General features: G+C 64.4%; 21 protein-coding genes and 4 pseudogenes. 16 read left to right on the forward strand and 9 right to left on the reverse strand.

The features are described from left to right. The first annotated feature begins 35 nt into the window (after positions 1-35). The 3 genes from BLU62_RS04690 (at position 36) to BLU62_RS04700 (ending at position 1,302) form a co-directional block, all read left to right on the forward strand. Entirely contained in the window at positions 36-362 is a 327-nt protein-coding gene (locus BLU62_RS04690; RefSeq protein ID WP_011161108.1) for a hypothetical protein, read from the forward strand. Next, the gene (locus tag BLU62_RS04695; protein WP_011161109.1) at positions 359-565 is read left to right on the forward strand and encodes a hypothetical protein; all 207 of its coding nucleotides are present in this window, start codon (positions 359-361) and stop codon (positions 563-565) included. The genes BLU62_RS04690 and BLU62_RS04695 overlap by 4 nt, the downstream gene beginning before the upstream one ends. Positions 566-651: 86 nt before the next feature. Further along, positions 652-1,302, forward strand: coding sequence for a hypothetical protein (locus tag BLU62_RS04700; protein ID WP_011161110.1), 651 nt, complete (start codon positions 652-654; stop codon positions 1,300-1,302). A gap of 315 nt (positions 1,303-1,617) precedes the next feature. Here the strand turns inward: BLU62_RS04700 and BLU62_RS04705 are convergent, their stop codons facing one another. Then, positions 1,618-1,851, reverse strand: coding sequence for a hypothetical protein (locus tag BLU62_RS04705; RefSeq protein ID WP_011161111.1), 234 nt, complete (start codon positions 1,849-1,851; stop codon positions 1,618-1,620). A 486-nt stretch (positions 1,852-2,337) separates the two neighbouring features. Between BLU62_RS04705 and BLU62_RS04710 the strand changes: the two genes are divergently transcribed. The 3 genes and pseudogenes from BLU62_RS04710 to BLU62_RS04720 all read left to right on the forward strand — a co-directional run bounded on the left by BLU62_RS04710 (position 2,338) and on the right by BLU62_RS04720 (position 4,693). Further along, a complete protein-coding gene (locus tag BLU62_RS04710; protein ID WP_223213834.1) occupies positions 2,338-2,688 on the forward strand; it encodes a M15 family metallopeptidase in 351 nt (116 codons plus the stop codon). A 309-nt stretch (positions 2,689-2,997) separates the two neighbouring features. Further along, on the forward strand, positions 2,998-3,267 hold the full coding sequence (locus BLU62_RS04715; RefSeq protein ID WP_011161113.1) for a hypothetical protein: 270 nt from the start codon (positions 2,998-3,000) through the stop codon (positions 3,265-3,267). Between the two features lie 84 nt (positions 3,268-3,351). Then, positions 3,352-4,693, forward strand: a pseudogene (locus BLU62_RS04720) (IS256 family transposase). Between the two features lie 124 nt (positions 4,694-4,817). Here BLU62_RS04720 and BLU62_RS34845 read toward each other — a convergent pair. Beyond that, positions 4,818-5,198: a DUF2690 domain-containing protein gene (locus BLU62_RS34845; protein ID WP_223213835.1), complete on the reverse strand. Its 381-nt coding sequence runs from the start codon at positions 5,196-5,198 to the stop codon at positions 4,818-4,820. On the opposite strand from BLU62_RS34845, the gene BLU62_RS34850 reads away from it, so the two are divergent. The 3 genes from BLU62_RS34850 to BLU62_RS04735 all read left to right on the forward strand — a co-directional run bounded on the left by BLU62_RS34850 (position 5,199) and on the right by BLU62_RS04735 (position 7,757). Further along, complete coding sequence (locus BLU62_RS34850) at positions 5,199-5,642, forward strand: hypothetical protein (protein WP_176453429.1); 444 nt, start codon at positions 5,199-5,201, stop codon at positions 5,640-5,642. Between the two features lie 245 nt (positions 5,643-5,887). Beyond that, on the forward strand, positions 5,888-6,322 hold the full coding sequence (locus BLU62_RS33185) for a hypothetical protein (protein WP_011161116.1): 435 nt from the start codon (positions 5,888-5,890) through the stop codon (positions 6,320-6,322). Positions 6,323-6,581: 259 nt separating this feature from the next. After that, on the forward strand, positions 6,582-7,757 hold the full coding sequence (locus tag BLU62_RS04735; RefSeq protein ID WP_011161117.1) for a HEPN-associated N-terminal domain-containing protein: 1,176 nt from the start codon (positions 6,582-6,584) through the stop codon (positions 7,755-7,757). 90 nt (positions 7,758-7,847) lie between these two features. Here the strand turns inward: BLU62_RS04735 and BLU62_RS33190 are convergent, their stop codons facing one another. Further along, positions 7,848-8,405, reverse strand: a complete 558-nt coding sequence (locus BLU62_RS33190) for a hypothetical protein (RefSeq protein WP_011161118.1) — start codon at positions 8,403-8,405, stop codon at positions 7,848-7,850. 277 nt (positions 8,406-8,682) lie between these two features. Here BLU62_RS33190 and BLU62_RS04745 point away from each other — a divergent pair, with 277 nt between their 5' ends. Beyond that, positions 8,683-9,342 (forward strand): hypothetical protein, encoded by a 660-nt coding sequence (locus BLU62_RS04745; RefSeq protein ID WP_011161119.1) that lies wholly within the window; start codon positions 8,683-8,685, stop codon positions 9,340-9,342. A gap of 129 nt (positions 9,343-9,471) precedes the next feature. On the opposite strand, the gene BLU62_RS04750 is transcribed toward BLU62_RS04745, so the two are convergent. Beyond that, the gene (locus BLU62_RS04750; protein ID WP_011161120.1) at positions 9,472-10,440 is read right to left on the reverse strand and encodes an endonuclease/exonuclease/phosphatase family protein; all 969 of its coding nucleotides are present in this window, start codon (positions 10,438-10,440) and stop codon (positions 9,472-9,474) included. A gap of 901 nt (positions 10,441-11,341) precedes the next feature. Between BLU62_RS04750 and BLU62_RS04755 the strand changes: the two genes are divergently transcribed. Next, a complete protein-coding gene (locus BLU62_RS04755; RefSeq protein ID WP_099047831.1) occupies positions 11,342-12,007 on the forward strand; it encodes a M23 family metallopeptidase in 666 nt (221 codons plus the stop codon). A 275-nt stretch (positions 12,008-12,282) separates the two neighbouring features. Here the strand turns inward: BLU62_RS04755 and BLU62_RS04760 are convergent, their stop codons facing one another. After that, positions 12,283-12,597, reverse strand: coding sequence for a DUF4229 domain-containing protein (locus BLU62_RS04760; protein ID WP_011161122.1), 315 nt, complete (start codon positions 12,595-12,597; stop codon positions 12,283-12,285). 123 nt (positions 12,598-12,720) lie between these two features. Beyond that, positions 12,721-14,373, reverse strand: a complete 1,653-nt coding sequence (gene resB / locus BLU62_RS04765; protein WP_370659211.1) for a cytochrome c biogenesis protein ResB — start codon at positions 14,371-14,373, stop codon at positions 12,721-12,723. Positions 14,374-14,751: 378 nt separating this feature from the next. Between resB and BLU62_RS04770 the strand changes: the two are divergent. Next, a pseudogene (locus BLU62_RS04770) lies at positions 14,752-15,995 on the forward strand (Nramp family divalent metal transporter). A 26-nt stretch (positions 15,996-16,021) separates the two neighbouring features. Here BLU62_RS04770 and lspA read toward each other — a convergent pair. Continuing rightward, positions 16,022-16,465: a signal peptidase II gene (lspA, locus tag BLU62_RS04775; RefSeq protein ID WP_084811730.1), complete on the reverse strand. Its 444-nt coding sequence runs from the start codon at positions 16,463-16,465 to the stop codon at positions 16,022-16,024. Positions 16,466-16,515: 50 nt separating this feature from the next. Then, entirely contained in the window at positions 16,516-16,920 is a 405-nt protein-coding gene (locus tag BLU62_RS04780; RefSeq protein WP_074848398.1) for an ArsR/SmtB family transcription factor, read from the reverse strand. A gap of 56 nt (positions 16,921-16,976) precedes the next feature. On the opposite strand from BLU62_RS04780, the gene BLU62_RS04785 reads away from it, so the two are divergent. The 4 genes and pseudogenes from BLU62_RS04785 to BLU62_RS04800 all read left to right on the forward strand — a co-directional run bounded on the left by BLU62_RS04785 (position 16,977) and on the right by BLU62_RS04800 (position 21,767). After that, on the forward strand, positions 16,977-17,591 hold the full coding sequence (locus BLU62_RS04785; RefSeq protein WP_203235850.1) for a class I SAM-dependent methyltransferase: 615 nt from the start codon (positions 16,977-16,979) through the stop codon (positions 17,589-17,591). A gap of 284 nt (positions 17,592-17,875) precedes the next feature. Continuing rightward, positions 17,876-19,048: a L,D-transpeptidase gene (locus tag BLU62_RS04790; protein ID WP_011161128.1), complete on the forward strand. Its 1,173-nt coding sequence runs from the start codon at positions 17,876-17,878 to the stop codon at positions 19,046-19,048. 115 nt (positions 19,049-19,163) lie between these two features. Further along, a complete protein-coding gene (locus BLU62_RS04795; RefSeq protein ID WP_011161129.1) occupies positions 19,164-19,583 on the forward strand; it encodes an ArsR/SmtB family transcription factor in 420 nt (139 codons plus the stop codon). Further along, positions 19,576-21,767 (forward strand): annotated as a pseudogene (locus BLU62_RS04800) (heavy metal translocating P-type ATPase). Before BLU62_RS04795 ends, BLU62_RS04800 begins: the two are co-directional and overlap by 8 nt. 15 nt (positions 21,768-21,782) lie before the next feature. On the opposite strand, the pseudogene lnt reads toward BLU62_RS04800, so the two are convergent. Then, positions 21,783-22,572 (reverse strand): annotated as a pseudogene (gene lnt, locus BLU62_RS04805) (apolipoprotein N-acyltransferase); the annotation flags it as partial.

Below are 22,572 nucleotides of genomic sequence, written 5' to 3' on the forward strand. Positions count from 1 at the left end.
CCCGTGCAACCCACCCTACAGCTAGACTCGAATAGATGTTCGAGGAGTGGTCTGATCGGAGGACGCTACGGGTATTCGACCCGCCACGGCCAGTGTGGATCGACATGACCGCGGCGGGCATGACCGGCGGTTTCACCCCGGCCAATACGGTGCCGCTGCGGGTGAGGACCGGTGGAGCACGCCTTGAACAACGCATGCAGGGTTGGCAGCACGCATGGCTCCAGAGCAGCCAGGGCAGATGGTGGGCGGTGGTCTCGGTTCGGGTGGCCAGCGCCAACGAGCAATCACACGCCTCGATCCCGCTCACGGTCGCCGCGGGCGCGATCCGACCTGCCGAGCCTGTGACGAAGGATGAGCCATGACCGAGAACATCGAAACCGCCGGCGGAATCAGCGACCGCCGCGCTCCCAAACGTGCACGAGCCGACCTCTCCGACCTCACCCTGATCGTGCGCCCACCCGGTCGGCCACAACAGACCCGCGCGTTCACTGACGCCGAACACGCCGAGGCGCACGCCTACGCGAGCGAGAACGGCGCGACCGTCGATGTCCTCGGCACGGGATAGGGGCCGCGATCATGCTGAGAGATGTCACTGCCCCTGGATAAGGTGAGGCACGACGCGCTGTTGGGCTGTGAACGGAGGACCGTGTGATGCGCGGCTATCCACGTGACAAGGTCGTGTCTCAGGGCACCGCGGCCGATCACGCCCTCTATGCTGAGCTTCACGCTGCGCGCGCCCGAATCGCCTCACTCGAGTCGACGCTGGGGACGCTGAACCACTCACTCGGCCAGCTCGCCACCTCCACCGATCGTGTCACCGGCATCGCTGATCGTCTTGCCCGCGACAACGACGACCTCCGCGCACGAGCCTCACGCCGCACGTTGATCGAGTGGTTCAACGCCGCCATCGCCGACCTGGCAACACGCCAGCAGCTAGCGTTCCAGGACAGCGTTATTCGGCTAGACGACCGCGCTGCGGCCTATCACCGCGGCCAAGGAACCGCCATTTCCGAGCGGATACGGTCGCTGGTGGCCGGAGCCGAAACATGCCGCCGAAACCTCGGCGCCCTCAGTGAGTGGATTCGGTCCGAGCAGTCGGACTGGAAGCAGCGCCTCGTCGACCCTCCTGTTGTTGCAGGCCCGGTCAATCCTGGGCAACTTCACACACGAGACGGTTGGATCTCCGAAGTGAGCACCCACCTCCAGTGTCTGGAGGAGCTGGTCGCCCTGACACAGAGCACGCCGGGCTTACCCTCTCCGACCGACCCGACTTCCGTGCGTCAGCAGTCACCGCCCTCGTAGACCTCCGGAGAGAATCAGCCGACCGGCGGATCCCAATCGTCGATAGTCGCCCATTCGGCCCGCGGGTCATCCTCTGTTGTCTGCTGAAAATGTGGCGCCTGGATCAGCACATGATCGCAGTCGTCGTTTCGTCGTTCCTCGGTATCGGCATCACGTCTCGTCGCCAACCGGGCGGGCCAGTCGACGGAGTCGTCACCAGGACACTGAGGACACGGGTACAGCATGTTCTCCGGTGACCAACGTGCCCATATCGCCATCGTTCAATCTCCTTGAAGCTAGTGGTGTTGTCGACCAGGACTACCGAGAAATGCCCACTTATCGTCCCTCTGCTTCGGGCGCATACACAAAGCGAAATTCGGTATAGCTCTCCGGATCGTCCATCCGACCCAGCGCAATCCATAACCCTGTGTGGTCCGGCTCGGCGCTCACACCCTCGATACGCCAGCCGTCCGGCTCGGCAGAAATCGGAGTCGGGGACAACGCATCATCCAGAAGCCTCGCAATGAATCTGTTCAGCTCGGGAGCGTCGAGCTCACGGGGATCAGCCATGACGCTTCATCCTTCCTTCTCGTGTCGCGGACCACTGTAACGCCCCGCGCAGAGCGAACTGCCTCTCACACAACGCCATACGTGTTCTCACCTTCAACGACCTGGACCTGTTAACAGGCGAGCTGGTGGGGACAGGCGCGTTCGATGTAGCTGCAAAAGCAGGGGCGTGGCCCGTCGGATACCGGGATGGGCGCTCTGCGCAGGTAGGATGTCCAAAGGTCCTCTTTGTCAAATCCGTGCTGGTTGCCGTCAGTCCGGACCTTTGCCGAGAACCCAACACCAACAATCGAATCGAAAGGCTGACTGATGCCGTCCAGTCACTCTCACTCCATGCTGCCTTCCCGCAGCCTCCGCACTCATCTCCTGGTCGCCGGTTCGGCGCTGGTTGTCGGGTGCGCATCAATCCTTGGTGCCGGCTCTGCCTCCGCCGGGACCTCCCAGAATGGGTACCCTCTCATCGCTCAGGCCCAGACCACCCAGTGGGCCGTGAACGGGGTCAACTTCTGGACCGCCCCAGGTAAGCCCACCGAACTGCTCCGCGAGTTCGTCACCTGGTTTGACGCCAACGTCGAGCCAATCACTCTCGGTAACGGCGACGACTGGTCTTGGGCCGAACCGGCACTCGTCCCGCCGACGAATGCAACTTATTCCAATCACAGCAGCGGCACCGCAGTGGACCTCAACCTGGAAATTCATGGAGGTCAAGGCTTCTCGGGTACCTTCACGCCCGAGCAAACCGCCAAGATTCGCGCCAAGCTCGCCAGCATGGGCGGCCAGATCGTCTGGGGTGGGGAATGGTCCACCCTCCCGGACGATCCGCACTTCGAGGTCAGGTAGCGGCTCCAGCGCAGGACTGAGCGTTGCGGGCGCGGGTTTCTCGTCAGAGCGCGGACATTGGCGCCTGCGCGGCGCCAATCGGGTTCGTCCGCTGACAAACACTGCGTCCTAGCCAAAGCCGATGGGCGCCGTCCGACCCGCACGTGGTCGAGCGAGGGCGAGCATTGAGGGTCACTACCTCGCCCCCCCCATTTTTCGTCTTAGGCGCACCTGCGTCCCGCTGTTCTCGAAGCCTGCCTGACTGACTCAGCAGCTACCGACACCAATCACTTTGTGTAGCAATCACACACATTCCAAGAAGAGATCACTATGAACATCACGAAGAGAATCCGCGCCGCCCTGCTCACCTGTGCCGTCGCCGCCGGAATCGGTACATCCGCGATCGTTGGCGGGCTCGCTGCGGCACCCGCGCAGGCGAACACCTACACCTACAACGGTTTCGTGGAATGCACCGCGTGGCGCAACACGGTCCTCACGCAGAACCCCAACCTTGGCGCTACGGCCTGTGCCCAGGGCTTCAAGGGCTGGCAGTTCGACAGCTACCAGGCTCCGACGAAACAGCCGCAGCTCACCTGGTGACTGATGTGCACTGCGCGGGACTGTCGCTGATTCGGTGTAAGTGGTTTTGATCGCCCCCGGCGTGGGGCAGGAGGAATCACGACGATGACCGACACAATCGGGGGCGTGGATGCCCCGGTGGCAGGGCCGGTTCAGACCGGTCAGGAACACGATGTCACCACCGCGGATGCGGTGCGTGAGCTCTCGAAGGCCGAGCAGGCCCTGGTGAGCGATCTAGTACGTAGCTCCCGCGCTCAGGGAGTGGCACTGACCGGTCCTGACGGGCTGCTCAAAGCATTGACCAAGAGCGTGCTCGAAGCCGCGCTCGATGAGGAGATGACCGAACATCTTGGCTACGACAAACATGACGTGGCCGGCCGCAACACCGGCAATTCGCGCAACGGCACGCGCACGAAACGGGTCCTGACTGACGCGTGCGGGCAGGTGCCGATCGAGGTCCCCCGCGACCGCAACGGCACCTTCGACCCGGTGATTGTCGGTAAGAGCAAACGTCGCGTCACCGATGTGGATCGGGTGGTGCTATCGCTGTATGCCAAAGGCCTCACGACCGGAGAGATCTCGGCGCATTTCGCCGATGTCTACGGTGCGTCGGTGTCGAAAGACACCATCTCCCGCATCACTGATCGGGTCATCGAGGAGATGGTGGGTTGGTGGGCACGCCCGCTGGAGAAGGTGTACGCGGCGGTGTTCATCGACGCGATCATGGTAAAGATCCGAGACGGGCAGGTGCGTAACCGGCCGATCTACGCCGCGATCGGTGTTGATCTCGACGGGCACAAAGACATCCTCGGCATGTGGGCTGGCAACGGGGGCGGCGAGTCGGCCAGGTTCTGGTTGGCGGTGCTCACCGACCTCAAGAACAGGGGTGTCCGCGACATCTTCTTCGTTGTCTGTGACGGATTGAAAGGGTTGCCCGACAGTGTATCTGCGGCGTTCCCGTTGGCCACGGTACAGACGTGCATCATCCATCTGATCCGCAACACCTTCAAGTACGCCTCCCGCAAGTACTGGGACAAGATCAGCGCCGATCTCAAACCGATCTACACCGCGTCGACCGCCGCTGAGGCCCGGCTGCGGTGGGAGGAATTCGCCGAAAGGTGGGGCACGCCGTACCCAGCGATCGTGACACTGTGGGAGAGCGCGTGGGAGGAGTTCATTCCGTTCCTTGACTACGACGTCGAGATTCGGCGAGTGTTGTGCTCTACCAATGCGATCGAAAGTCTCAACGCCCGCTACCGGCGCGCGGTGCGCGCTCGCGGACACTTCCCGAACGAGCAGTCCGCACTCAAAACGCTCTACCTGGTCACCCGGTCACTGGACCCGAAGGGTACCGGTCAGACGAAGTGGGCCGTACGCTCCGAAGCCAGCGCTCAACGCCCTGGCAATCACGTTCGCCGATCGTATGCCCGCAGCCGAAGAACGCTGACCCGCCGAGCAATCGGAAAACCGCCGCTTACACCGAATATCGGACAGACCCCACTGCGCCCCCGCCAACTGCATCGGTTGGCGGGGGCGCAGTCGTACGGAGCCACTGAGGAGGCCGATGAATGTCAGATACATAGGGGAGTGGGGCTGGCGGTGCGCTGGCCGTCGATGGTCGCCCACCCAGTGACACAGAGCCGGTCGGTGGGGTTGTCCCGGACGAGGAGAGTGCTCAAAGCTGAGTGGGTATCGGGTTCGGTGGCTGGCTGGCGTGATGGCCCGCGAGGGTCCGTTCTGCGGTAGATGGTGACCGACAGGATGTTGTTGGTGTCGGCGCCGGCCAAACGGGTGATCCGACCCCACCCAGCATCGCAGCTCGGAGAGAAGATCAACTCGAGCAGAAAGGCCGGGTTGTCGGTGCTACTCGCGGCGGGGCGTGCGTCTGTCAAGCAGACGGTCTCGATCGGGTTGTCACCCGTGCGAACGGCAGGCGGCGACGGTGTCGACATGTGGCGGGTGATGCTGAATGTGGCGGCGTTGCTGCCGATCAGAACGGCGACTATCGCGACGATGAGCAGCCACCGCCGCCGCTGCTGCTGGCGCCGGCCGAGGTGGTCGCCGGTAGTGGGTGGCGCTGTTGGTCCGAGCGGAGGCGGAGGCGGGGACGCAGATGTTGTGAGATCGGCGAGACGCTGCTGCCAGCTAGCCACCTCGGCCGGATCATCTGTCAACGCCATCACCATGGCGGTCAGCGTGCGCATCGTGGGCAGGGGCCGATCACCGCGGGTCGCGTCATTCAGGGTGGTCTTGCCGACACCGAGGTGTGGATGATGTCGGGCCACGGCCTTCTCCAACGCTTCGAAGCTGGAGTTCGGATGCCCTTTACGGAACGCGTTGAGTTCGGTCTTAAACGCTGCCGCGGCTGCGCGGTGATCGCTATCGGTCTCCGTTGAGGCAGGGGACTGGGCGGGGAGTTCGTCGCGCGCTGATGACGTCATCGCCACATCACACGGTCCTTCCGAGGCGCAGTCGGGTGCCGATCATTCGAATCCTGCCCCTCCGCGCGGCTGCGGCACCCGGAACTGGACTGAACGACGCACGCGGTTCATCCGAGCTTGTCCGTCCAGGTGCGGACGGACGGCCGGACGTCTCAGATCGAGAAGGCACACACCATCCACTCCCTGAACGGAACACGCACATGTCATCGCAAACACCCTCCCCTCTGGGGCCGCGCCGCATCCTCGCGCCCACGGCCACCATCGTAATTTCCCTGCTCCTAGGGCTGGTTATGACCTTCGCCGCCAACTCCTCGGCCACGGCCCAGCCTGCGCCGACCCCACCCGCAGCAACGGCATCCGCGACCGAACTGGCCCCCACCCACGCACAGCCGAGTCCACTGCTGGCCGGAGCTGCCTCAGGTCGCCACCAGGTGAGTGTCGCCGGCGATACTGCACGCTTCGCCGGCTGCCTGGGGGGATTCGGAGTCGCTGCTGCACCGATCGTCATCGGCTTCACCTTCGGCGGCCCCTCGGGTGCCATCTCGGCGGCCAAAGCGTGGATTCCGCGGCTGGGACCCGTCGGGGCCGGAGTGATGAAGTGGTGCATGCAAGCCATCTTCGGAATCCGCATGTAACCAACCCTCTCCCTGGACACCCGCGCCGTGCGACCACCCGCCATGAACGGGGTGACGCACGGCGCGGCCGTGTACCTCCCGATGCCGAGCAGGGCTTCATCCCCGGTCGTCAGTGGTGCAGAGCGATCGCCGAGCGCTCGTCACACCCTGTCCTTCCACCGCTCCATTCGCCCACTGCCATGTCATCCCCGCTGCAGGTACGGGTCCGGCCCCGACGTTGTCGTTCGCGCGAAACGAAGGGCCGCGAGATAGTGATGCCATGGGTATGGCGAAGCGCATGATGATGCAGGCCGAGGAGCAGGGCTGGTCCTACTCCGATGCGGTTGTCTGTTCGCAGTGCCTCGACGAACCGATCCTCAAGCAGGCAGTCCATCAGGCCGCTGACACCTCGCTCGGACCGTGCAAGTTCTGCGGAGGGCGACCCGCCGCGTCGCTCGACGTCGTCCTCGAGCTGATCGTCGATGGGCTGAGGACGGAGCACGACGACCCGATCAACGTGGCGTACTACGACTCCCGCGAGGACGGGTATCAGGCCGCGATGCAAGACACCGAGGAACTGCTCTACGAGAACGACGTCAGCAGCGACCACGCCGTCATTGAGGCGATCGCGTGCAGCATCCACACCACCGAGTGGTGCGACCGCGATCTGGCCGTGCCGCCGGTGGGCATGGGCCTCGCATGGAGCTGGGACCGGTTTCGTGAGGAGGTTCGCACGCGGCGCCGCTACACGTTCCTGCTGCCCGATCCTGCCGAGGAAGACGAGCCGGGGATGCATCTGGTGCACGAGGTTCCCGCCGCCGTCACCAGAGCCGTCCAACTCGCCGATCTGGTCATCGACCTGCCCGCCGGCGACACCTGGTGGCGCGCGAGGGTCGGCAAAGCGGGGGAGACGTTCTCCACCGCCTCCGAGATCGGCCCACCGCCGTCGGCGTACGCCCGCAGTAACCGGATGACGGCGGCGGGGATCAGCGCGTTCTACGGCGCCTCAACCCGTGCCGGTGCCGTCGGGGAGGTGAGCAAGTACGCCGACCCCGGAAGCGGGCTCAGCGTCGGCGAGTTCGCTCTCCACCGTGGAGTGCGGGTACTCGATCTGCGTACCCCGCCGCCCGTGCCGTCCCTGTTCAACGCAGCCGACAGGGACCGGAGACCGGCCACTGTGTTTCTGCGGGAGTTCATCAAGTCCATCGGTGAACCCACCCGCCCTGGTGGCTCCGATGAGGTCACCTACATCCCGACCCAGATCATCACCGAATTCCTGCGCTACGGCCTCCCAGGCGGTCCCGTGGACGGCATACTTTGGCGGTCAACAGCAGTCGCTGACGTCGACTGCTGCGTGCTGTTCGCGACCCCTGAGGAGTGTGCGGACCGCGGGAGCGAGACACTGGACACCCGGCTCGTACTCGACCACCGGACGATCACCCATCAAACAGTCTGACGACCGAATCGCGCGGGAACCCAACGAACGTCGGCTCCGGTCATGCCCATTGACGTGGGTGTCCCGATCAGATTCATCCGGCAGTAGTACTCACGTGCGAGCTTTCCAACGCTCATTGGCGGACTGCCGTGTCATCCCGGCTGCAGCTCCGATGTCGGCCCACGAGCGGCCCAGTCGGCGAGCCTTGGCCACTGCGGCGTCGAGGCGCGCGTCGGCGTCCCTGCGGGCATCTGCGGCGGCCTGGATCTCGTAGTCGACGTCGATCGGGTCGAGATGCTCACGCCGCCACACCGCGCGTGCAACCTCCGCGACCTCAGGCCGCACGTTGACGTCGAGGTCGGTATCGGGGGCAAACACGCGATGGCCGACGAGGTCCTCCAGCGACGCTGAGGGCACCCGCGCCCACTGGACCGGATCGGTCCAGGTCGACACATCGGAGCTGGTTCGCCGGGCGCAATCGCAGCGCAACACCCAGCCAGCAATCTCGGCCGACGGCCGCAAACCATCCTTGCCGCGACGCCCGGGGTCGATGAGCTCGTAGTCCACACCGCCAACCATGGTTGACCCGCGACTCTCGGTCCCATCCTCGAACACCGCCACCAGCGCCGCCTCGTGGAAGTGTGTGTCGCTCTCGTGCGTCCAACCCATGCAGATAGGGTAGACCCGTGACTGTCAGGATTACCAAACATCTGCATTAGCTATGACAGGTTTACCTGACATAACATACGTTATCGGCACATTAAAACAGCTGGGGGACAGGAACTTTTGCTAGAAAGTGACATAACTTGGACTGAGGTCGGGCACGCACTGGGGCTGTTCCACACCTGCTCCAACGACCTGATGGCAGATAATGACGGGGCCCGCGAAACGTCCTACACACCCACCGGCTCACCCGCGACCTGTACCACAACAAGTGGGGATTCTGATGACCCACCACCGAGCAACACGACCGGCGGCCCTCACGCTCGGCATCGCCGGCATCCTCGCCGCTGCCACCCTGGCCGCGTGCGGCGAACAAACCGTCAATGAGGGCATCCCACCCCTCGAATCGGCCACGGCCACCTCGACCGCCCATGCGGACTCGATCACCGACACCTCTGACTTACGTAATCTGATGGCGATCTCCACACACGTCTTCACCGGCCGTGTCGAATCAGCTGCTGGCGCCAAGGCGCTCGGGCGGCTCCCCGAAACTCAGTACAGCGTGCTCACCAAAACAGCGATCAAGGGCGAAGTCTTCGAGAGCGTGGTAGTCAACCAGCAAGGCGGAGTCAAAGACGGTGTCTACATTTCCGTCAACGGCGACACACCCCTCAAGGTCGGCCAGTGGTACCTGTTCGCCACCCGCTACCTCGAGTCCGAAGAGTGGTACACCCTCATCCCGGTTGACGGCCGCAAACCGGTGACCGAACAACAAGCCCGCGACAGAGCCTCCGCGCCCCTGGCCGGGGCTGAGGCCGCGGTGCGCGCCAACCCCCAAAGCCGGCTCGCACCACCGGACCCACCGAGCCCGTCGATGACCTTCCCGATACCCCAACCCGGCGACCGCAACCCACCTCCACCCTCACCGGCGCCACCCGGCTGAATCATGAAGTAGCGAGTGGCGGCATATGGAAAGCGTTGGGGGAGATATCTTGCCAGGCTCGATCGAGTTGACATAAGGCTGTCGGTCACGAACCGAGGTGTTCCGATGGTTCGAGATTACTCGGGGACGTCATCCTTCGCTGAGCCGGATGCTCGCGAGTACCCCGTGATGATCGGAGCCCGGCAGATCGATCCGCCGGAACGATGTCGGTGTCGGGCCATTGCGTGTCAGCACCCGGTCGAGCGCAAGCAGCGACGGGTAGGGCCGGCCGGCAGGATAGGTCGCGACGACGCCCGATCCGAGATGCTCGGCGGCGTCGGTCAGCTGGGGCGAATCCGGCGGTCCCGACAGTAGCTGCCGGAAGGAGCGGTGATCGTAGGTCGAGTTCGCATCGGCGCCGATGATCAGTGGATCTGTGTCGGCGAAGAGGATCGAGCGCAACTCGCGGAGCTCGGCATCCCAGCGCCACGACGGTTCGGGATACGGCGGCAATGGGTGCAGTGCATAGATCGAGATGGGCGTGCGGTTCGGAAGAAGCAGTCGCGCACGAAGATTCGACAATTCGAACCCACGCAAGAGTTGCCCGTCGGTCAGCGGGGCCCGCGCATAGATGCCAGCTCCACCTCCACCGTCTCGGGGACGAAGAAACACGAACGGCAAGGCTTGGCGCAACCCGGCGCGCTCGAGGGCTCCCACCGCCTCAGACGTCAGCTCGACCACCGTCAGGACGTCAACGCCTGAGTCGCGCACCCGCGACACTAGCGCGTCCGGATCAGCCTGCCCGAGATAGATATTGGCCTGCATCACGGTCAGGTCCGAGTCCGAGACCTGTTCGTCCGCCCCCCGATACAGCGGGGCCTGCGCCGTCACGCCCACGGCGATGACGAGCACAGCTCCTGCCGCGGAGAGCCAGGCGCGCGCAGCGAGCAACAGCAGCAGACCGACGACGCCGACGATGATCAGCACCGGCGTGAACGCCGCCAGCCGGGACGCGAGATTGCTGACCAGGCCAGAATAGTGGGCAGCAATCCCGGCAGTAGCGGCGAGGACCGCACCCCACCCGAGCGCTCGTAGCAGTCCACGCATGCGGCCGATCATGCCAGGACCGCCGTCACGCTCTCTGGCGGGTGATCGTCGAGTGCAGGCTGTCGGCGACAGGGGCTGTCAGCCTAGCCCCCAGTCGTTTCGATCTATGGTGACCGTTACGAGCCGGACGCTTCGTTGCCGACGCAGTTGCCCAGGCGGGAACTGGCGAACGCATGGACGCCGACCCGTAGTCGGCCACAACGTACCCGCTGGTCAACCAAACGCACCATCGGAGCTTCGCAGAGCCCGAAGGATCGATCCTGGGGCCAACGGGGAGAAACTAACCGGGATAGTAGTAACCTGTCTGTGGCTCGTTCGATATCGAACTGTTTCCATCCGGACTGACGCTTGGACTGAAGGACTCCCCTTGGCACGGCATCGCAAAGCTGATCCCAGCCCGCCCTCCGCTGGTATCTCTGCGTTCCGGCGCGACGCATCAGCGAGCCTCACCCCTGGACTCGCACGGCCCGAGCATGCACACGTCGTGCATGCGGCCGGGCGACACCGAATGCCTCTCCAACCCGAGGTGCCGGCCGGGTTCACTCGGCCCATCATCTCGGGCGCCCCGGTGCCCTCCTACTCGCCGCATGCTCGATCGACGACGGCGCCCGGGGCGGCGCCGCCATACCCACCTCGCAGTGGCCGTCCATACACCGCGCGCTCGCGCACCGCCCTACCCCGCCAAGCCGGGCGTGCCCATCGATCTTTCGGGCCGCCTCGCTCGCAGCGCCCGCTCGACCTCGGCAGGCATTCATCGGCAGCACCTACCGCACCGTGGGAGCGGGCGTTGTGTGTCGTTGAACCTCAGTCCAGCGAGCAAGCTCAGTCAGGCTTCTTCGAGGTTCTTGACGGCGAAGAGGTCTCGGACACCTCCACTCGGTCGGCGGCCGCTGCCGGGTTGAGTGGATCACTCATGGCCGCGGTGGTTCTATGCGCTGCCGGCGGGACCGCGGCCACCGCGCTCGCCGATCAACACAACCCAACGATCACTCCCCTGACCCAGACTGGCGTGCCCGTCGACGTCCAGTCCGCAGCAGCCCCACGATCTGTAACCGTCGGATCGGTGGACGCACAGCGAAACCGCACGTCGGCAGGGGCATCGTCACGCGATGAGCTGACCTCGGTTATGCGAGAACTGGCACAGCCAGATCGCGCGCGGCCCTCTGAACCCCCGGTGCCACAACGGCCACGGTCGGCGGCACCGACCTACGGCACCGTGACCTCGAGTTACGGAGCGCGCTGGAGTACCACGCACTATGGCCTCGATATCGCCAACACGATTGGCACACCGGTGGTCTCGACCAGCGACGGGCAGGTTATCGAATCCGGTCCGGCTGATGGGTTCGGGCTGTGGATACGAGTGCTGCAAGACGACGGCACGATCGGCGTGTATGGGCACATCAACGAGACACTGGTGAGCGTCGGGCAGCGAGTCCAGGCCGGCGAGCAAATCGCAACGGTAGGAAACCGCGGCTACTCCACCGGCCCACACCTGCACTACGAGGTCTGGCAGCAAGATGGACCCAAACTCGATCCTGCACAGTGGCTGAGAACCCGGGGCGTCTACGTCGTCGGATGACCCGCCGTATCGGCGCGGGAGGTATGAGGACGAGTTGGTCCCGCTCAGGTGTCGCGAGCTCTCGAGACGAGACTAGGTCGGGCCAAATCCGCGCGGGCCAGTGATCGGTTCGACGGCCACACAGTTGACGCCTAGCCCGATCGATTGAGAGGAACGGTGCGGGTCGGTGGTCATCGAGGGTGAACTGCGCTGGTTTCACCGATCCGGCAGACCGCACTGCATGTTCGGCAGGACAGTCGGGCCTGGCTGATCATGTTTGCTGGCCTGATGCCAACTCATGTCGCGTCCGGTCTGGCGAGTCCCTTCTTGGTTGCTCGGCGGGAGTCCATTGCTTCGGCCCGGTAATTGATACGAGTTCGTAGGGGTTTGAGGGCGATCATCGAGACTGGACTACTGAGAATCACGGCGAGCACGACGGTTACGAAGAACGGGACGTCCACGTCAATTAGGTAGGCGACCAGCAGAATTAGTCCAGTTAGCGCAGCAGCGAGTGCTAGGCGCGCGATGTTGTACAGCAGCGCGATGGCGATGAGGGATCTGGCCGAAGAGGCCGGCGTGGTGGCGGCGCCGTGAGAAGTGTTTCTGCGCATGGTCTATGGGCCTCCGTGTGGCGTGAATGCGATCGGGATGGATTGTGACGTGACAGTTGGTTCGGTGCCGCGTCCTGCAGGGGGGGCGGTTCAATGAGATGAGATCTGTACGGATGTGAGATCTCATGGCTGATGTGCGCGCCGTGGTCGGCGGTTTGTCGGCCCTGGCTGGGTCAGCCATCGCCGCGCCTGCTGGTCGAAGTCTTCGCCCCACCCGGCCTGATCGGTGCGGGCCAGACCTGCGATTGTTACTGCGGTGCGTTGGCCGTCGACTCCGACGGGCACTAGCCGCACCCAGATTCGGCGACGCCGGATAAATAGAGACACAAGTAACCCAGACAGCATCACGGTCGCCGACAACAGAACCCAGTTCTGTGCCGGCCCGTGTGATACCTGCATGGACACGAAGCGTTCATACCCATCAAAGCGCACCACGGTGCCATCGGCGATGGTGTGAGTCTGTCCCGGGCTGAGATTGACCTGTGCCCGCTGCTGGAGCCGACCCTGCTCGATGAGCGCTCGGTTCAAGGAGTACGCATTCTGCGGGCGACCGGTATCCAGTCCGGTGTCGCCTTGGTAGATCCTGATCGCCACATACGGATCATTCGGCACGGGAAACGATGAGGTGAGCAGGGTTCCTTGGAATGCTGCGGTGGGCGCGAATAGGCCCTCGATCGCGATCTGTCGATTGCGACGTTCGTCTGGGTCGGGGTAGAGGCCGGCTGGGGTATCGAAACGGGCCGCGCCGGAGGACAGCATCGTCTGCAAGTTGTCGGGAATGAACAGTACTGTCTGAGTGCGTTGCTCACCGTTGGGGAACGTCACAGTGAACGTCGGTGCGAAGCCGTTGCCGAGGACATAGACGCGGTCGCCTGCTACTCGCAGCGGTTCGTTCACTCGGACGCGTGCGGTGCTCCACGTATCGGGATCGGACTGTCGCACGTCCCCGGTGTAGGTGACGTCGGCTTCGTACATGTCGGGCTGACCGCTCGGCAGGAACCGGGCATCGAAGCCCTCGACGCGGACACAGAATGGTGAGAGATCGGTGCCATCGACGAGGCTGCCTGCGCGGAATGAGTCATAAACCGCGGTCGAGGTGTTGCACAACCCTTGTGTGCCATCGGCGACGAGACTGCGGGTGCCTTCGTAGCCGTAAAGTTTGTCGGCCGCGATCGATATCAGCAAGGCGAGTAGGGCGAAGTGGAACACGAGGTTGCCCCACTCGCGGAGGTAACCCTTTTCCGCGGAGATCTCTACGGCTGCGGTGGGTCGGTGCGTAGTCGCTGGTCGTGTGGTGGTGGCTCGGCGCCAGCCCCGGAGGTTGGCGTTGATGAGGGCAACAACCTCTTCGGGTGTTCCTTCTACGGTGTCCTCGAGGTGCCGCGGCAGGCGGGTGAGGTTGCGCGGCGCGGGAACTGGACGGGCTCGGACCGCGCGCAGATGCTCGAGGATTCGGGGAGTGAGGCATCCCACAAGTGACACGAACAGCAGGACGTAGATCGCGGTGAACCACGAGCTGGCGAAGACGTCGAAGAGCTGCAGTCTGTCCATCCACGTGCCGAGGGCGCCGCGGTCGACAATGTACTGGGTTGTTTTCTGTTCGTTGAGTGGGCGCTGCGGCAGCAGAGCGCCCGGGATTGCCGCCGCGGCCAACAGGAACAGCAGCATGAGTGCTGTTTTCATCGACGTCAGCGAGCGCCACAATCTGGGTAGGGGGCTAAGCCGGCGGCGTGGTCGTCGCGGCGTCGGCGCTTCGATGGTGTCGGTGTGCATCATCGTCGTCGTATGGGTAACGCCGCACCCGGGAGGTCGTCATCCCTCGCGAGAGAACAGAGTGCGCGGTCGGCGACGTGATCCTGAGCTGTCTGCCAGTCGACTCCCAGCACCATCGGCCGCCGGGACTTCCTCGCCCGCATCGCCATCCGGGTCCCACCTGCTCTTCCTGCCCACATTGAAATACTACGTAGCGTAGTATTTCGGCACGCAGATGACAAGCAGTGATGCGCCCCGCTGCGGCGCACTCGCACTTACAGGCCGTCGAAGACCTCGCCCCACCAACCAAGCTCCCCAAGTCTCGTCATGTGCCGACCCATGAACTACGGTGTATCGAATAGTTTTATTCGGTAGACCGAACTTTGTGATTGAGGGGCGGCAATGCGAGAGGTCATGGCTTCGGCTCGTCCGCGGCTCGCGCGAGCTCGGTCTGGGTCCCTACTGCTTGGTCCGGCCTTCGTCGCAGCCATCGCCTATGTTGATCCCGGCAATGTCGCGTCCAATATCAGCGCCGGCGCCCAGTTCGGCTACCTCCTCGTGTGGGTGATCGTGGTTGCGAACGTGATGGCGGGGTTGGTGCAGTTCCTTTCTGCCAAGCTCGGGGTGGTCACGGGCAGGTCATTGCCGGAGACGGTGCGTCTGCGCGCGTCGCGGACCGCCAGGCTCTCCTACTGGGTGCAGGCTGAGATTGTCGCTATGGCAACCGATCTCGCCGAAGTGGTCGGCGGAGCTATCGCGCTGAATCTGCTCTTCGACCTGCCGTTGCTCATCGGTGGCGTCATCACAGGTTCGGTGTCGATGGTCTTGCTTCTTGTCCAAGACCGCAGAGGGCAGCAACCGTTCGAGCGGGTGATCATTGGCTTGCTGGCTGTCATTGCCATCGGTTTTCTGACAAGCACCGTGGTGGCACCACCTCCCCCCGGGGCTGTCGTGGGGGCCTCTTGCCGCGGTTCGATGGCACGGAAAGCGTGCTGATCGCGGCCGCCATGTTGGGTGCGACGGTGATGCCTCACGCGGTGTATCTGCATTCAGGTCTGGTGCGGGATCGACACGGCCATCAACCGGAGGGGCCGATCCGGTCGCGGCTGTTGCGTGTGACGAAGATCGATGTCGGTCTGGCGATGCTGCTGGCGGGCGCGGTCAACCTGTCCATGCTGCTGGTGGCAGCAACCACTTTGCGTGGCCGTGAAGGGGTCGATTCGATCGACGGAGCGCATGCGGCGGTCGCCGACACCTTGGGGCAAGTGGTGGCGTTGCTGTTCGCGCTGGGGCTTCTTGCCTCGGGGCTGGCATCAACCTCGGTCGGGGCGTACGCCGGCGCGATGATCATGGACGGGCTGTTGCAGCGCAGGATCCCGCTCATACTCCGACGCCTGATCACCCTGATACCTGCCATCACAGTGTTGGCCATCGGAATCGATCCCAGCCGAGCTCTGATTGTCTCGCAGGTCGTTCTGTCCTTCGGCATCCCCTTCGCACTGGTTCCGTTAGTGCGTTTCACCAGCGACAGGATGCTGATGGGCGAGGATGTGAACAATCGACTCACCACGTCGCTGGCCTGGCTGACTGCAGCGGTCATCATCGTGCTCAACGTCGCCTTGATCTACCTGACAGTCACCGGTTAAGCGAGTCCGCGCGACGGTTCGATCCCCTAGGCGTCGCGCGGAGCTGACCATTCTTGCCGCAACACATCTAGCACGATCAGGACGACGCCGATGGTGATGAATGTGTCCGCGAGGTTGAACGTGGGGAACCAGCCGGTATGGAAGTAGTCGGTGACGACGCCGTCGGCGGCGCGGTCGATCAGGTTGGTGAGTGCGCCGCCGAGGACTGCAGCAAATCCGATCCGGCCGGCGACCCCCGCGTCGGGTGCGACGTGCACTGCGTAGCCGGCCAGTGCGAGGGTGATTAACCCGGCCACGGCGAGTATGGCCCAGCTGGGCAGCTGATCACCGAGGCTGAATGCAACACCGGGGTTGAACGCTAACCGCAATTGGAGCACTCCCAGATCGGCCGTACTGCCCTCGGTGAGTCGGCTGACAACGAAGGAGTTGACTGCCAGCCCGACGGAGGTCACCACGACAACCAGGACCAAGAGAACGCCTCGGGGGTGGAGTGTTTTCGTCACTGCCGGCGTCGCGTCGGTCACGTAAATGCTCCAGCCGGGGTAGAACTCGCTGACGCTGCGGCGGCGTCGCCGGCATAGTTCGGGCACAGCGCTACCGCGCTACCAGTGGCCGCCAGCAGGGTCTCCGCCGAGGCCAGCAGATCCATCAACTCGGGCCGAGTGAGGCGGTAGAACACCTGCCTACCCTGTGGGCGTCCCTCAACGAGCCCGCAGTCGCGCAGACATGCCACATGCGCCGACACTGTCGACTGCGCCAAACCCAACTCCCCTACCAGGTCGGCGACCCTGACCTCCCCGCCGGCAAGACGACGCACAATCGACAAACGGGTGCTATCGGACAGGCTGTGAAACAACGCCACCGCCGCGTCCACATTCGTTCCGGCTCTCGACGTGGGACACCCATCCATGCTATTGATCGTCACCAGACGATAATAAGCGGTCTCCGCCGATGAATGAGGGAGGGTGGTCAACAATGTTGATGAACCGCGTGGAGACTGTTCTGGTGAACTCGCCGCCCCGGCGGTGGCTGCAGCGCTACGAGGCGCGTGTATTGACCGCGTTGGGCGGACGGACCCCGGGAGCGCACGTTGCTGAGCTGGGGTGCGGGTCGGGTTACGGCACCCGGCTGATCCTCGACGAGTTCGGCGCCGCGCGCGTCGACGCGGTAGACCTCGATCCGGCGATGATTTCTCGCGCTCGCCACCGCCTGCGCCGACACACCGGCAGGGCACACCTCGCCCGAGGTAGCGCAACGGACCTGCGTTCAGCATTTCACGACGTCGGCGGAGGGCAGAACGGTACTTATGACGCAGTCTTCGACTTCGCGATCATTCACCACATCCCGAACTGGCGGGAAGCCTTGGACGAGGTGGCCCGCGTACTCAAACCGGGTGGGCGGTTCTTCTTTGACGAGGTCACCGCGACCGCCCTTGCTCGGCCGACCTACCAAGTGCTGTTTGACCATCCGAGCGAGGATCGGTTCACCGCCGGTGAATTCCTGCACGAGTTGTCCCACCACGGTCTCGACGTCGGCGAGCGGTGGCAAACACGCATCGGCGGGGATTACCTGTTGGGTGTCGCCACACGGCAATAGTGAGGTCGACGTGGTGGCTCGGCGGTGGCCCACCACGAAGACGTTTCGAACCTTCTCTCACGCGGTGCAGCGGGTAAAGGAGCGCACAGCCTTCAACTACTATCGTGGTTAGTAAAGCTAGTCCAGCGCCGAGTGGGAGGGTTCGACAATCGATGGGCCGCGTAAGAGGGACTCGAGCTACCGAAGAGCCACGTGATCGCCGATCGACTCACGGTGGGCAGCCGCAGTGCTCGGGCTCTCGTGAATGCCGCGGGTCGGTCCGGTCCGGTATCCCGCGACTGCTGATGCTCGCAACGCTGACGGCGGTGGTGATGGTGTTGACCTCGTGCAGCTCGACCGGAGGTGCCGTCTACAGCAACGAGATTCGGGCCGTTGACAGCTTCGCCGACATCACACACCCTTCCATCGCTGTGGCCACTGAAGGTGGCGGGCGACTTGCGCCCAACGCGGTTGTCGAACCTGGGCTTCCTATTGTTGTCACGGCCAGTCGCGGCGCGTTGACTAACGTCCGTATTCCCACAGCCAGCGGCCGTCCCTTGGCGGGCTCCCTGAGCGAGGACGGCTCAACGTGGACAAGCACCCAGCCCCTGGGGTATTCGAAGCGATACGTGGTTCAAGCCGAGGCCGTGGGCGTGGGCGGTCGATCGGTCGTCTCGCAGCGTTTCACCACGACCTCACCGGAATCGTTGACCAGCGCGGCCATTCTCGGCGAGAAAACCGTCGGGATCGCCCACACGATCGGCGTGCGGTTCGCCGATCCCATCCCTGACCGAAAGAAGGCACAGGCGGCGATCACCGTGTCGTCTGACCCCCAGATGCAGGGTGCGTTCTATTGGATCAGCGACTCTGAGGTCCGGTGGAGGCCCGAACGCTTCTGGACACCGGGCACCAAAGTCAGTGTCGCCGTCAACATTTACGGAGTCGATCTCGGCGACGGGCTCTACGGCGACGAGAACTTGTCCTACGACTTCACGATTGGCCGAGCTCAGGAAATCGTTGCCGACGACAACACCAAAACGATCGTCGTCAAACGAGACGGCAAGGTCATCCGCACGATGCCGACCTCGTTCGGCAAAGACAGCACTCCGACGCCCCGCGGCATCTACATGATCGGAGATCGCGTCGAGCACATCATCATGGACTCGTCCACCTACGGAGTGCCTGTCGAGTCCGCAGCGGGATACCGCACACCCGTTCAATGGGCGGTGCAAATGTCCTACAGCGGCATTTACATGCACGGCGCACCGTGGTCGATGTCGGCGCAAGGCAACAGCAACGTCAGCAACGGTTGCCCAAACCTGAGTCCCGCAGACGCGGAATGGCTCGTGAAGAACACCCTGCGCGGTGACCCCGTCACGGTCAAGAACACCAACGCCGACACGCTCTCGGGAGTCGATGGACTCGGCGACTGGAACATCCCGTGGTCACAGTGGAAGAAGGGCAACACCGACACCTAGGCGCCCCCCGCCGGGCTGGAGCTTGTCGACGCCAACTCGCCATATCGATGGGTGTTGAGGTATTCGCGCCGGCGCGCCTACAATGGGCCATATCAATGAACGTAAGGATGTTGATATGACTCAGGAGTCGGTGGACACATGCGACCTGCTGTGCCTCGATCTGCCGCACGCAGAAACTATCCGGACTGCGCTACCCGAGGTGACCGCGGTCGACCGTGCCGCCGCCGGAGCTCGCGCACTCGGTGATCCCACCCGGCTACGTGTAGCGACGGCGTTGCTGTCGGGCGAGGAATTATGCGTCTGCGACCTCGCGTGGGTGGTAGGCCTGGCGCAGAACCTTGTCTCGCACCATCTGCGCTTACTCAAGGGCGCCGGCCTGGTGACCGGGCGCCGGCACGGACGGTTGGTGATGTACGCGTTGACCCCCTCCGGCCACGCTCTCGTGACAGCCGTTCTAGCGATTGCATGTGTCTCCGTACCAGCCACGACGACGTCATCGGCGGCGGCCACAGTGCAGGGGCGAGCTCATGGCTGACGCATGCTGCGGACCATCAGATCCCGCCGACCTCGACGCCGAGGTCGATCAGGGCCCGGTTCGGTTGTGGCAGGTGCGCGAGCTGCGTTTCGCCGCCGCCGCAGCAGTGTTCCTCGCGCTCGGCTGGATCATCGGAGGCTCTCTGTCAGAGACCGCGGGCATCGTCGTGGAACTGGTCGCGGTCGTCGTCGCTGCCTCAACGTTCGTGCCGTCGACGCTGAGGTCGCTGCGCCACGGGCGCATCGGTGTCGGAACGCTGATGACGATCGCCGCGATCGGGGCTGTGGCGCTGGGCCAAATACCCGAGGCTGCGCTGCTGGGAATCTTGTTCTCGGTCGCTGAAGGACTCGAGCATTACGCGGTCACCAAGACCCGGCGCGGGCTGCGGGCACTGCTCGCGCTGGTTCCACCGACCGCGTCGGTGATTCGTGAGGGTCGCGAGATCACCGTGTCCCCTGATGAGTTGATCATCGGCGATGTGCTGGTGGTGCGTCCCGGTGAGCGCGCGTCGACCGACGGGACGATCACCGCGGGCACTACCAGCGTGGATATGTCGGCGATCACCGGCGAATCTGTTCCGGTGGAGGCGGGTCCGGGCGACTTGCTCTACGCCGGCGCCATCAACGGTGGCGGTGCGATCGAAGTCCGCGTGACCGCCCGCGCCGCGGATAGTTCCCTGGCCCGCATCGTTCACATCGTCGAGCAAGCGCAGGAACGCAAAGGCGCCGGCCAACGTCTCGCCGACCGCATCGCCCGCCCCTGGTCCCCGCCATCATGGTGCTCGCGGCGCTCGTGGCAGGTATCGGTGCGCTGCTCGGTGATCCCCTGCTGTGGCTCGAACGCGGCCTGGTAGTCCTCGTTGCCGCGTCCCCGTGTGCGTTAGCGATCGCGGTGCCGCTGACGGTGGTCGCCGCGATCGGCGCCGCCAGCCGCCATGGCGCACTGGTCAAAGGCGGTGCTGCACTAGAGGAGTTGGGACGGGTCCGCGTCGTCGCACTGGACAAGACCGGCACCTTGACCCGCGGCACTCCGGAGGTCATCGCCGTGGTGAGCACACCCGAGATCACCCGCGAAGACGCGTTGTCCTATGCCGCCGCGCTCGAGGCACGCAGCGAGCACCCGCTGGCGAGCGCCATTCTCGCGGCCGCACCTGCCCTGGACTCACCTGCCGAGGACGTCACCGCGATCGCCGGTCACGGACTCACCGGCCAGATACGCGGACAGCAACTGCGCCTGGGCAAACCCGGGTGGCTCGATCCTGGCGCGCTCGCCGGCGAGGTCACCCGGTTGCAGAGCGACGGTGCCACCGTCGTGCTGATCGAACGCGATGGCACCGTCGTCGCCGCCATCGCCGTCCGCGATGAGCTTCGCCCCGAGGCCGCTGAAACGGTCGCTCAGCTGACGGCGCTGGGTGTCAACTCGGTCATGCTGACCGGGGACAACGATCGCACCGCACACGCCTTGGCCACGGCGGCCGGAATCAGCACCGTCCATTCCGAACTGCTTCCCGAAGACAAAGCCGACTTGCTGCCCACGCTGGCGCGCGGGCGGGCGATCGCCATGGTCGGCGACGGCGTCAACGACGCCCCAGCGTTGGCCACCGCCGATGTCGGAATCGCAATGGGAGCGATGGGTACCGACGTCGCCATCGAAACCGCCGATGTGGCGTTGATGGGCGAAGATCTCCGCCATCTCCCCCACGTGCTGTCCCACGCTCGGCGCGCACGCCGAATCATGGTGCAGAACATAGGATTCTCTCTGGCCATCATCGGTGTGCTGATTCCGCTGGCCGCCACGGGCGTCCTCGGCCTGGCCACGGTGGTCTTCGTCCACGAACTCGCAGAAGTGCTGGTGATCGCCAACGCGATTCGCGCTGCCCGGACGAAAGCACTGCCAGGCACCGGTGCCATGCCCCGGGTAACCCCCGGCAAGCTCAACATCTCGGTGGCGCCCTACAACGACACAGGCGACGCCTGCTGCGCCCCGGTATCCGCCACCACCACCGATCAGCCACGGCCGGTGCCCGAGGTGCCCCTGCTGCCGACTCCACGATTACGCGGCGCGGCGACCAGCACGAGTTGTGCTGCCACTACAGAACCAGGGTGCAGCTGCTGTTCGAGCCCGTCGGATGACGCCGATGACGCACCGAGTAGCTCACCAACGCCCCATCGCGAACGCCACTGAAGCAACCACGCCGCGTCAGGTGCGTTGGCGTGATCTCCACGTGCGTACAACCAGTGCCGCCAGGACCGCGGCAGCACAGATCCCTTCTCCTGCTGCTCCGATCCGCGTCGCCAGAGTCGTCGTTGTCCCCAGCGGCACCCGCGCGATGAGGACATCAGGGTGAACAGCGCTGTGCGTTGTGCAACGGTCCCATCAGGCTCGATGATCGCGCTCACCCCACTGGTTGCTGCGATGACCACCGCCCTACCGTGCTCGACTGCCCGCACCCGCGACATCGCGAGTTGCTGGTAGGTCATCTCGGTGCGCCCGAACGTCGCGTTGTTGGTCGGTACGGCGATCAGTTGCGCGCCGGCGCGCACCGAGTCGGTCACCAGATCGTCGAACGCGACTTCGTAGCAGGTCGCCACCGCCACCGGTACACCTGCAAGATCGACGACACCATTGCCCGTGCCAGGAACGAAGTTGCCGGCCCGGCTGGCGTAGGACGACAGCTGTGTCATCAGTTCCCGCAGCGGCAAGTTACTCCCCGAACGGCACCAGCTGACGTTTGTCGTGCTCCTGACCAGGACCGGTAACCGGATCCCACACCACCAACGTGTTGCGGGACGTGCCGTTGCTCCCGCGATCACCGCTCCCACCAGGATCGGCACCCCGATCGCCGCGCGGCACGATCAATCTGCGCCGCAGCATCGCGGTTACCGAACGGGTCGATGTCGGATGAGTTCTCCGGCCACACCACCACATCGGGACGCACGACCCGCCCAGAGCGGACCTGCTCTGCCAGGTCGAGGGTGCGTTGGACATG

The sequence above is a fragment of the Gordonia westfalica genome (assembly GCF_900105725.1).
Taxonomy (GTDB): domain Bacteria; phylum Actinomycetota; class Actinomycetes; order Mycobacteriales; family Mycobacteriaceae; genus Gordonia; species Gordonia westfalica.

Excerpts from the sequence above, each read along its gene's own strand:
- BLU62_RS04690 (WP_011161108.1), top strand. The coding sequence starts at position 36 with ATGTTCGAGGAGTGGTCTGATCGGAGGACGCTACGGGTATTCGACCCG.
- BLU62_RS04695 (WP_011161109.1), top strand. The coding sequence starts at position 359 with ATGACCGAGAACATCGAAACCGCCGGCGGAATCAGCGACCGCCGCGCT.
- BLU62_RS04700 (WP_011161110.1), top strand. The coding sequence starts at position 652 with ATGCGCGGCTATCCACGTGACAAGGTCGTGTCTCAGGGCACCGCGGCC.
- BLU62_RS04705 (WP_011161111.1), bottom strand. The coding sequence starts at position 1,851 with ATGGCTGATCCCCGTGAGCTCGACGCTCCCGAGCTGAACAGATTCATT.
- BLU62_RS04715 (WP_011161113.1), top strand. The coding sequence starts at position 2,998 with ATGAACATCACGAAGAGAATCCGCGCCGCCCTGCTCACCTGTGCCGTC.
- BLU62_RS34845 (WP_223213835.1), bottom strand. The coding sequence starts at position 5,198 with ATGTCGACACCGTCGCCGCCTGCCGTTCGCACGGGTGACAACCCGATC.
- BLU62_RS33185 (WP_011161116.1), top strand. The coding sequence starts at position 5,888 with ATGTCATCGCAAACACCCTCCCCTCTGGGGCCGCGCCGCATCCTCGCG.
- BLU62_RS04735 (WP_011161117.1), top strand. The coding sequence starts at position 6,582 with ATGGGTATGGCGAAGCGCATGATGATGCAGGCCGAGGAGCAGGGCTGG.
- BLU62_RS33190 (WP_011161118.1), bottom strand. The coding sequence starts at position 8,405 with ATGGGTTGGACGCACGAGAGCGACACACACTTCCACGAGGCGGCGCTG.
- BLU62_RS04745 (WP_011161119.1), top strand. The coding sequence starts at position 8,683 with ATGACCCACCACCGAGCAACACGACCGGCGGCCCTCACGCTCGGCATC.
- BLU62_RS04750 (WP_011161120.1), bottom strand. The coding sequence starts at position 10,440 with ATGATCGGCCGCATGCGTGGACTGCTACGAGCGCTCGGGTGGGGTGCG.
- BLU62_RS04755 (WP_099047831.1), top strand. The coding sequence starts at position 11,342 with ATGGCCGCGGTGGTTCTATGCGCTGCCGGCGGGACCGCGGCCACCGCG.
- BLU62_RS04760 (WP_011161122.1), bottom strand. The coding sequence starts at position 12,597 with ATGCGCAGAAACACTTCTCACGGCGCCGCCACCACGCCGGCCTCTTCG.
- resB (WP_370659211.1), bottom strand. The coding sequence starts at position 14,373 with ATGATGCACACCGACACCATCGAAGCGCCGACGCCGCGACGACCACGC.
- BLU62_RS04785 (WP_203235850.1), top strand. The coding sequence starts at position 16,977 with ATGAACCGCGTGGAGACTGTTCTGGTGAACTCGCCGCCCCGGCGGTGG.
- BLU62_RS04790 (WP_011161128.1), top strand. The coding sequence starts at position 17,876 with ATGCTCGCAACGCTGACGGCGGTGGTGATGGTGTTGACCTCGTGCAGC.
- BLU62_RS04795 (WP_011161129.1), top strand. The coding sequence starts at position 19,164 with ATGACTCAGGAGTCGGTGGACACATGCGACCTGCTGTGCCTCGATCTG.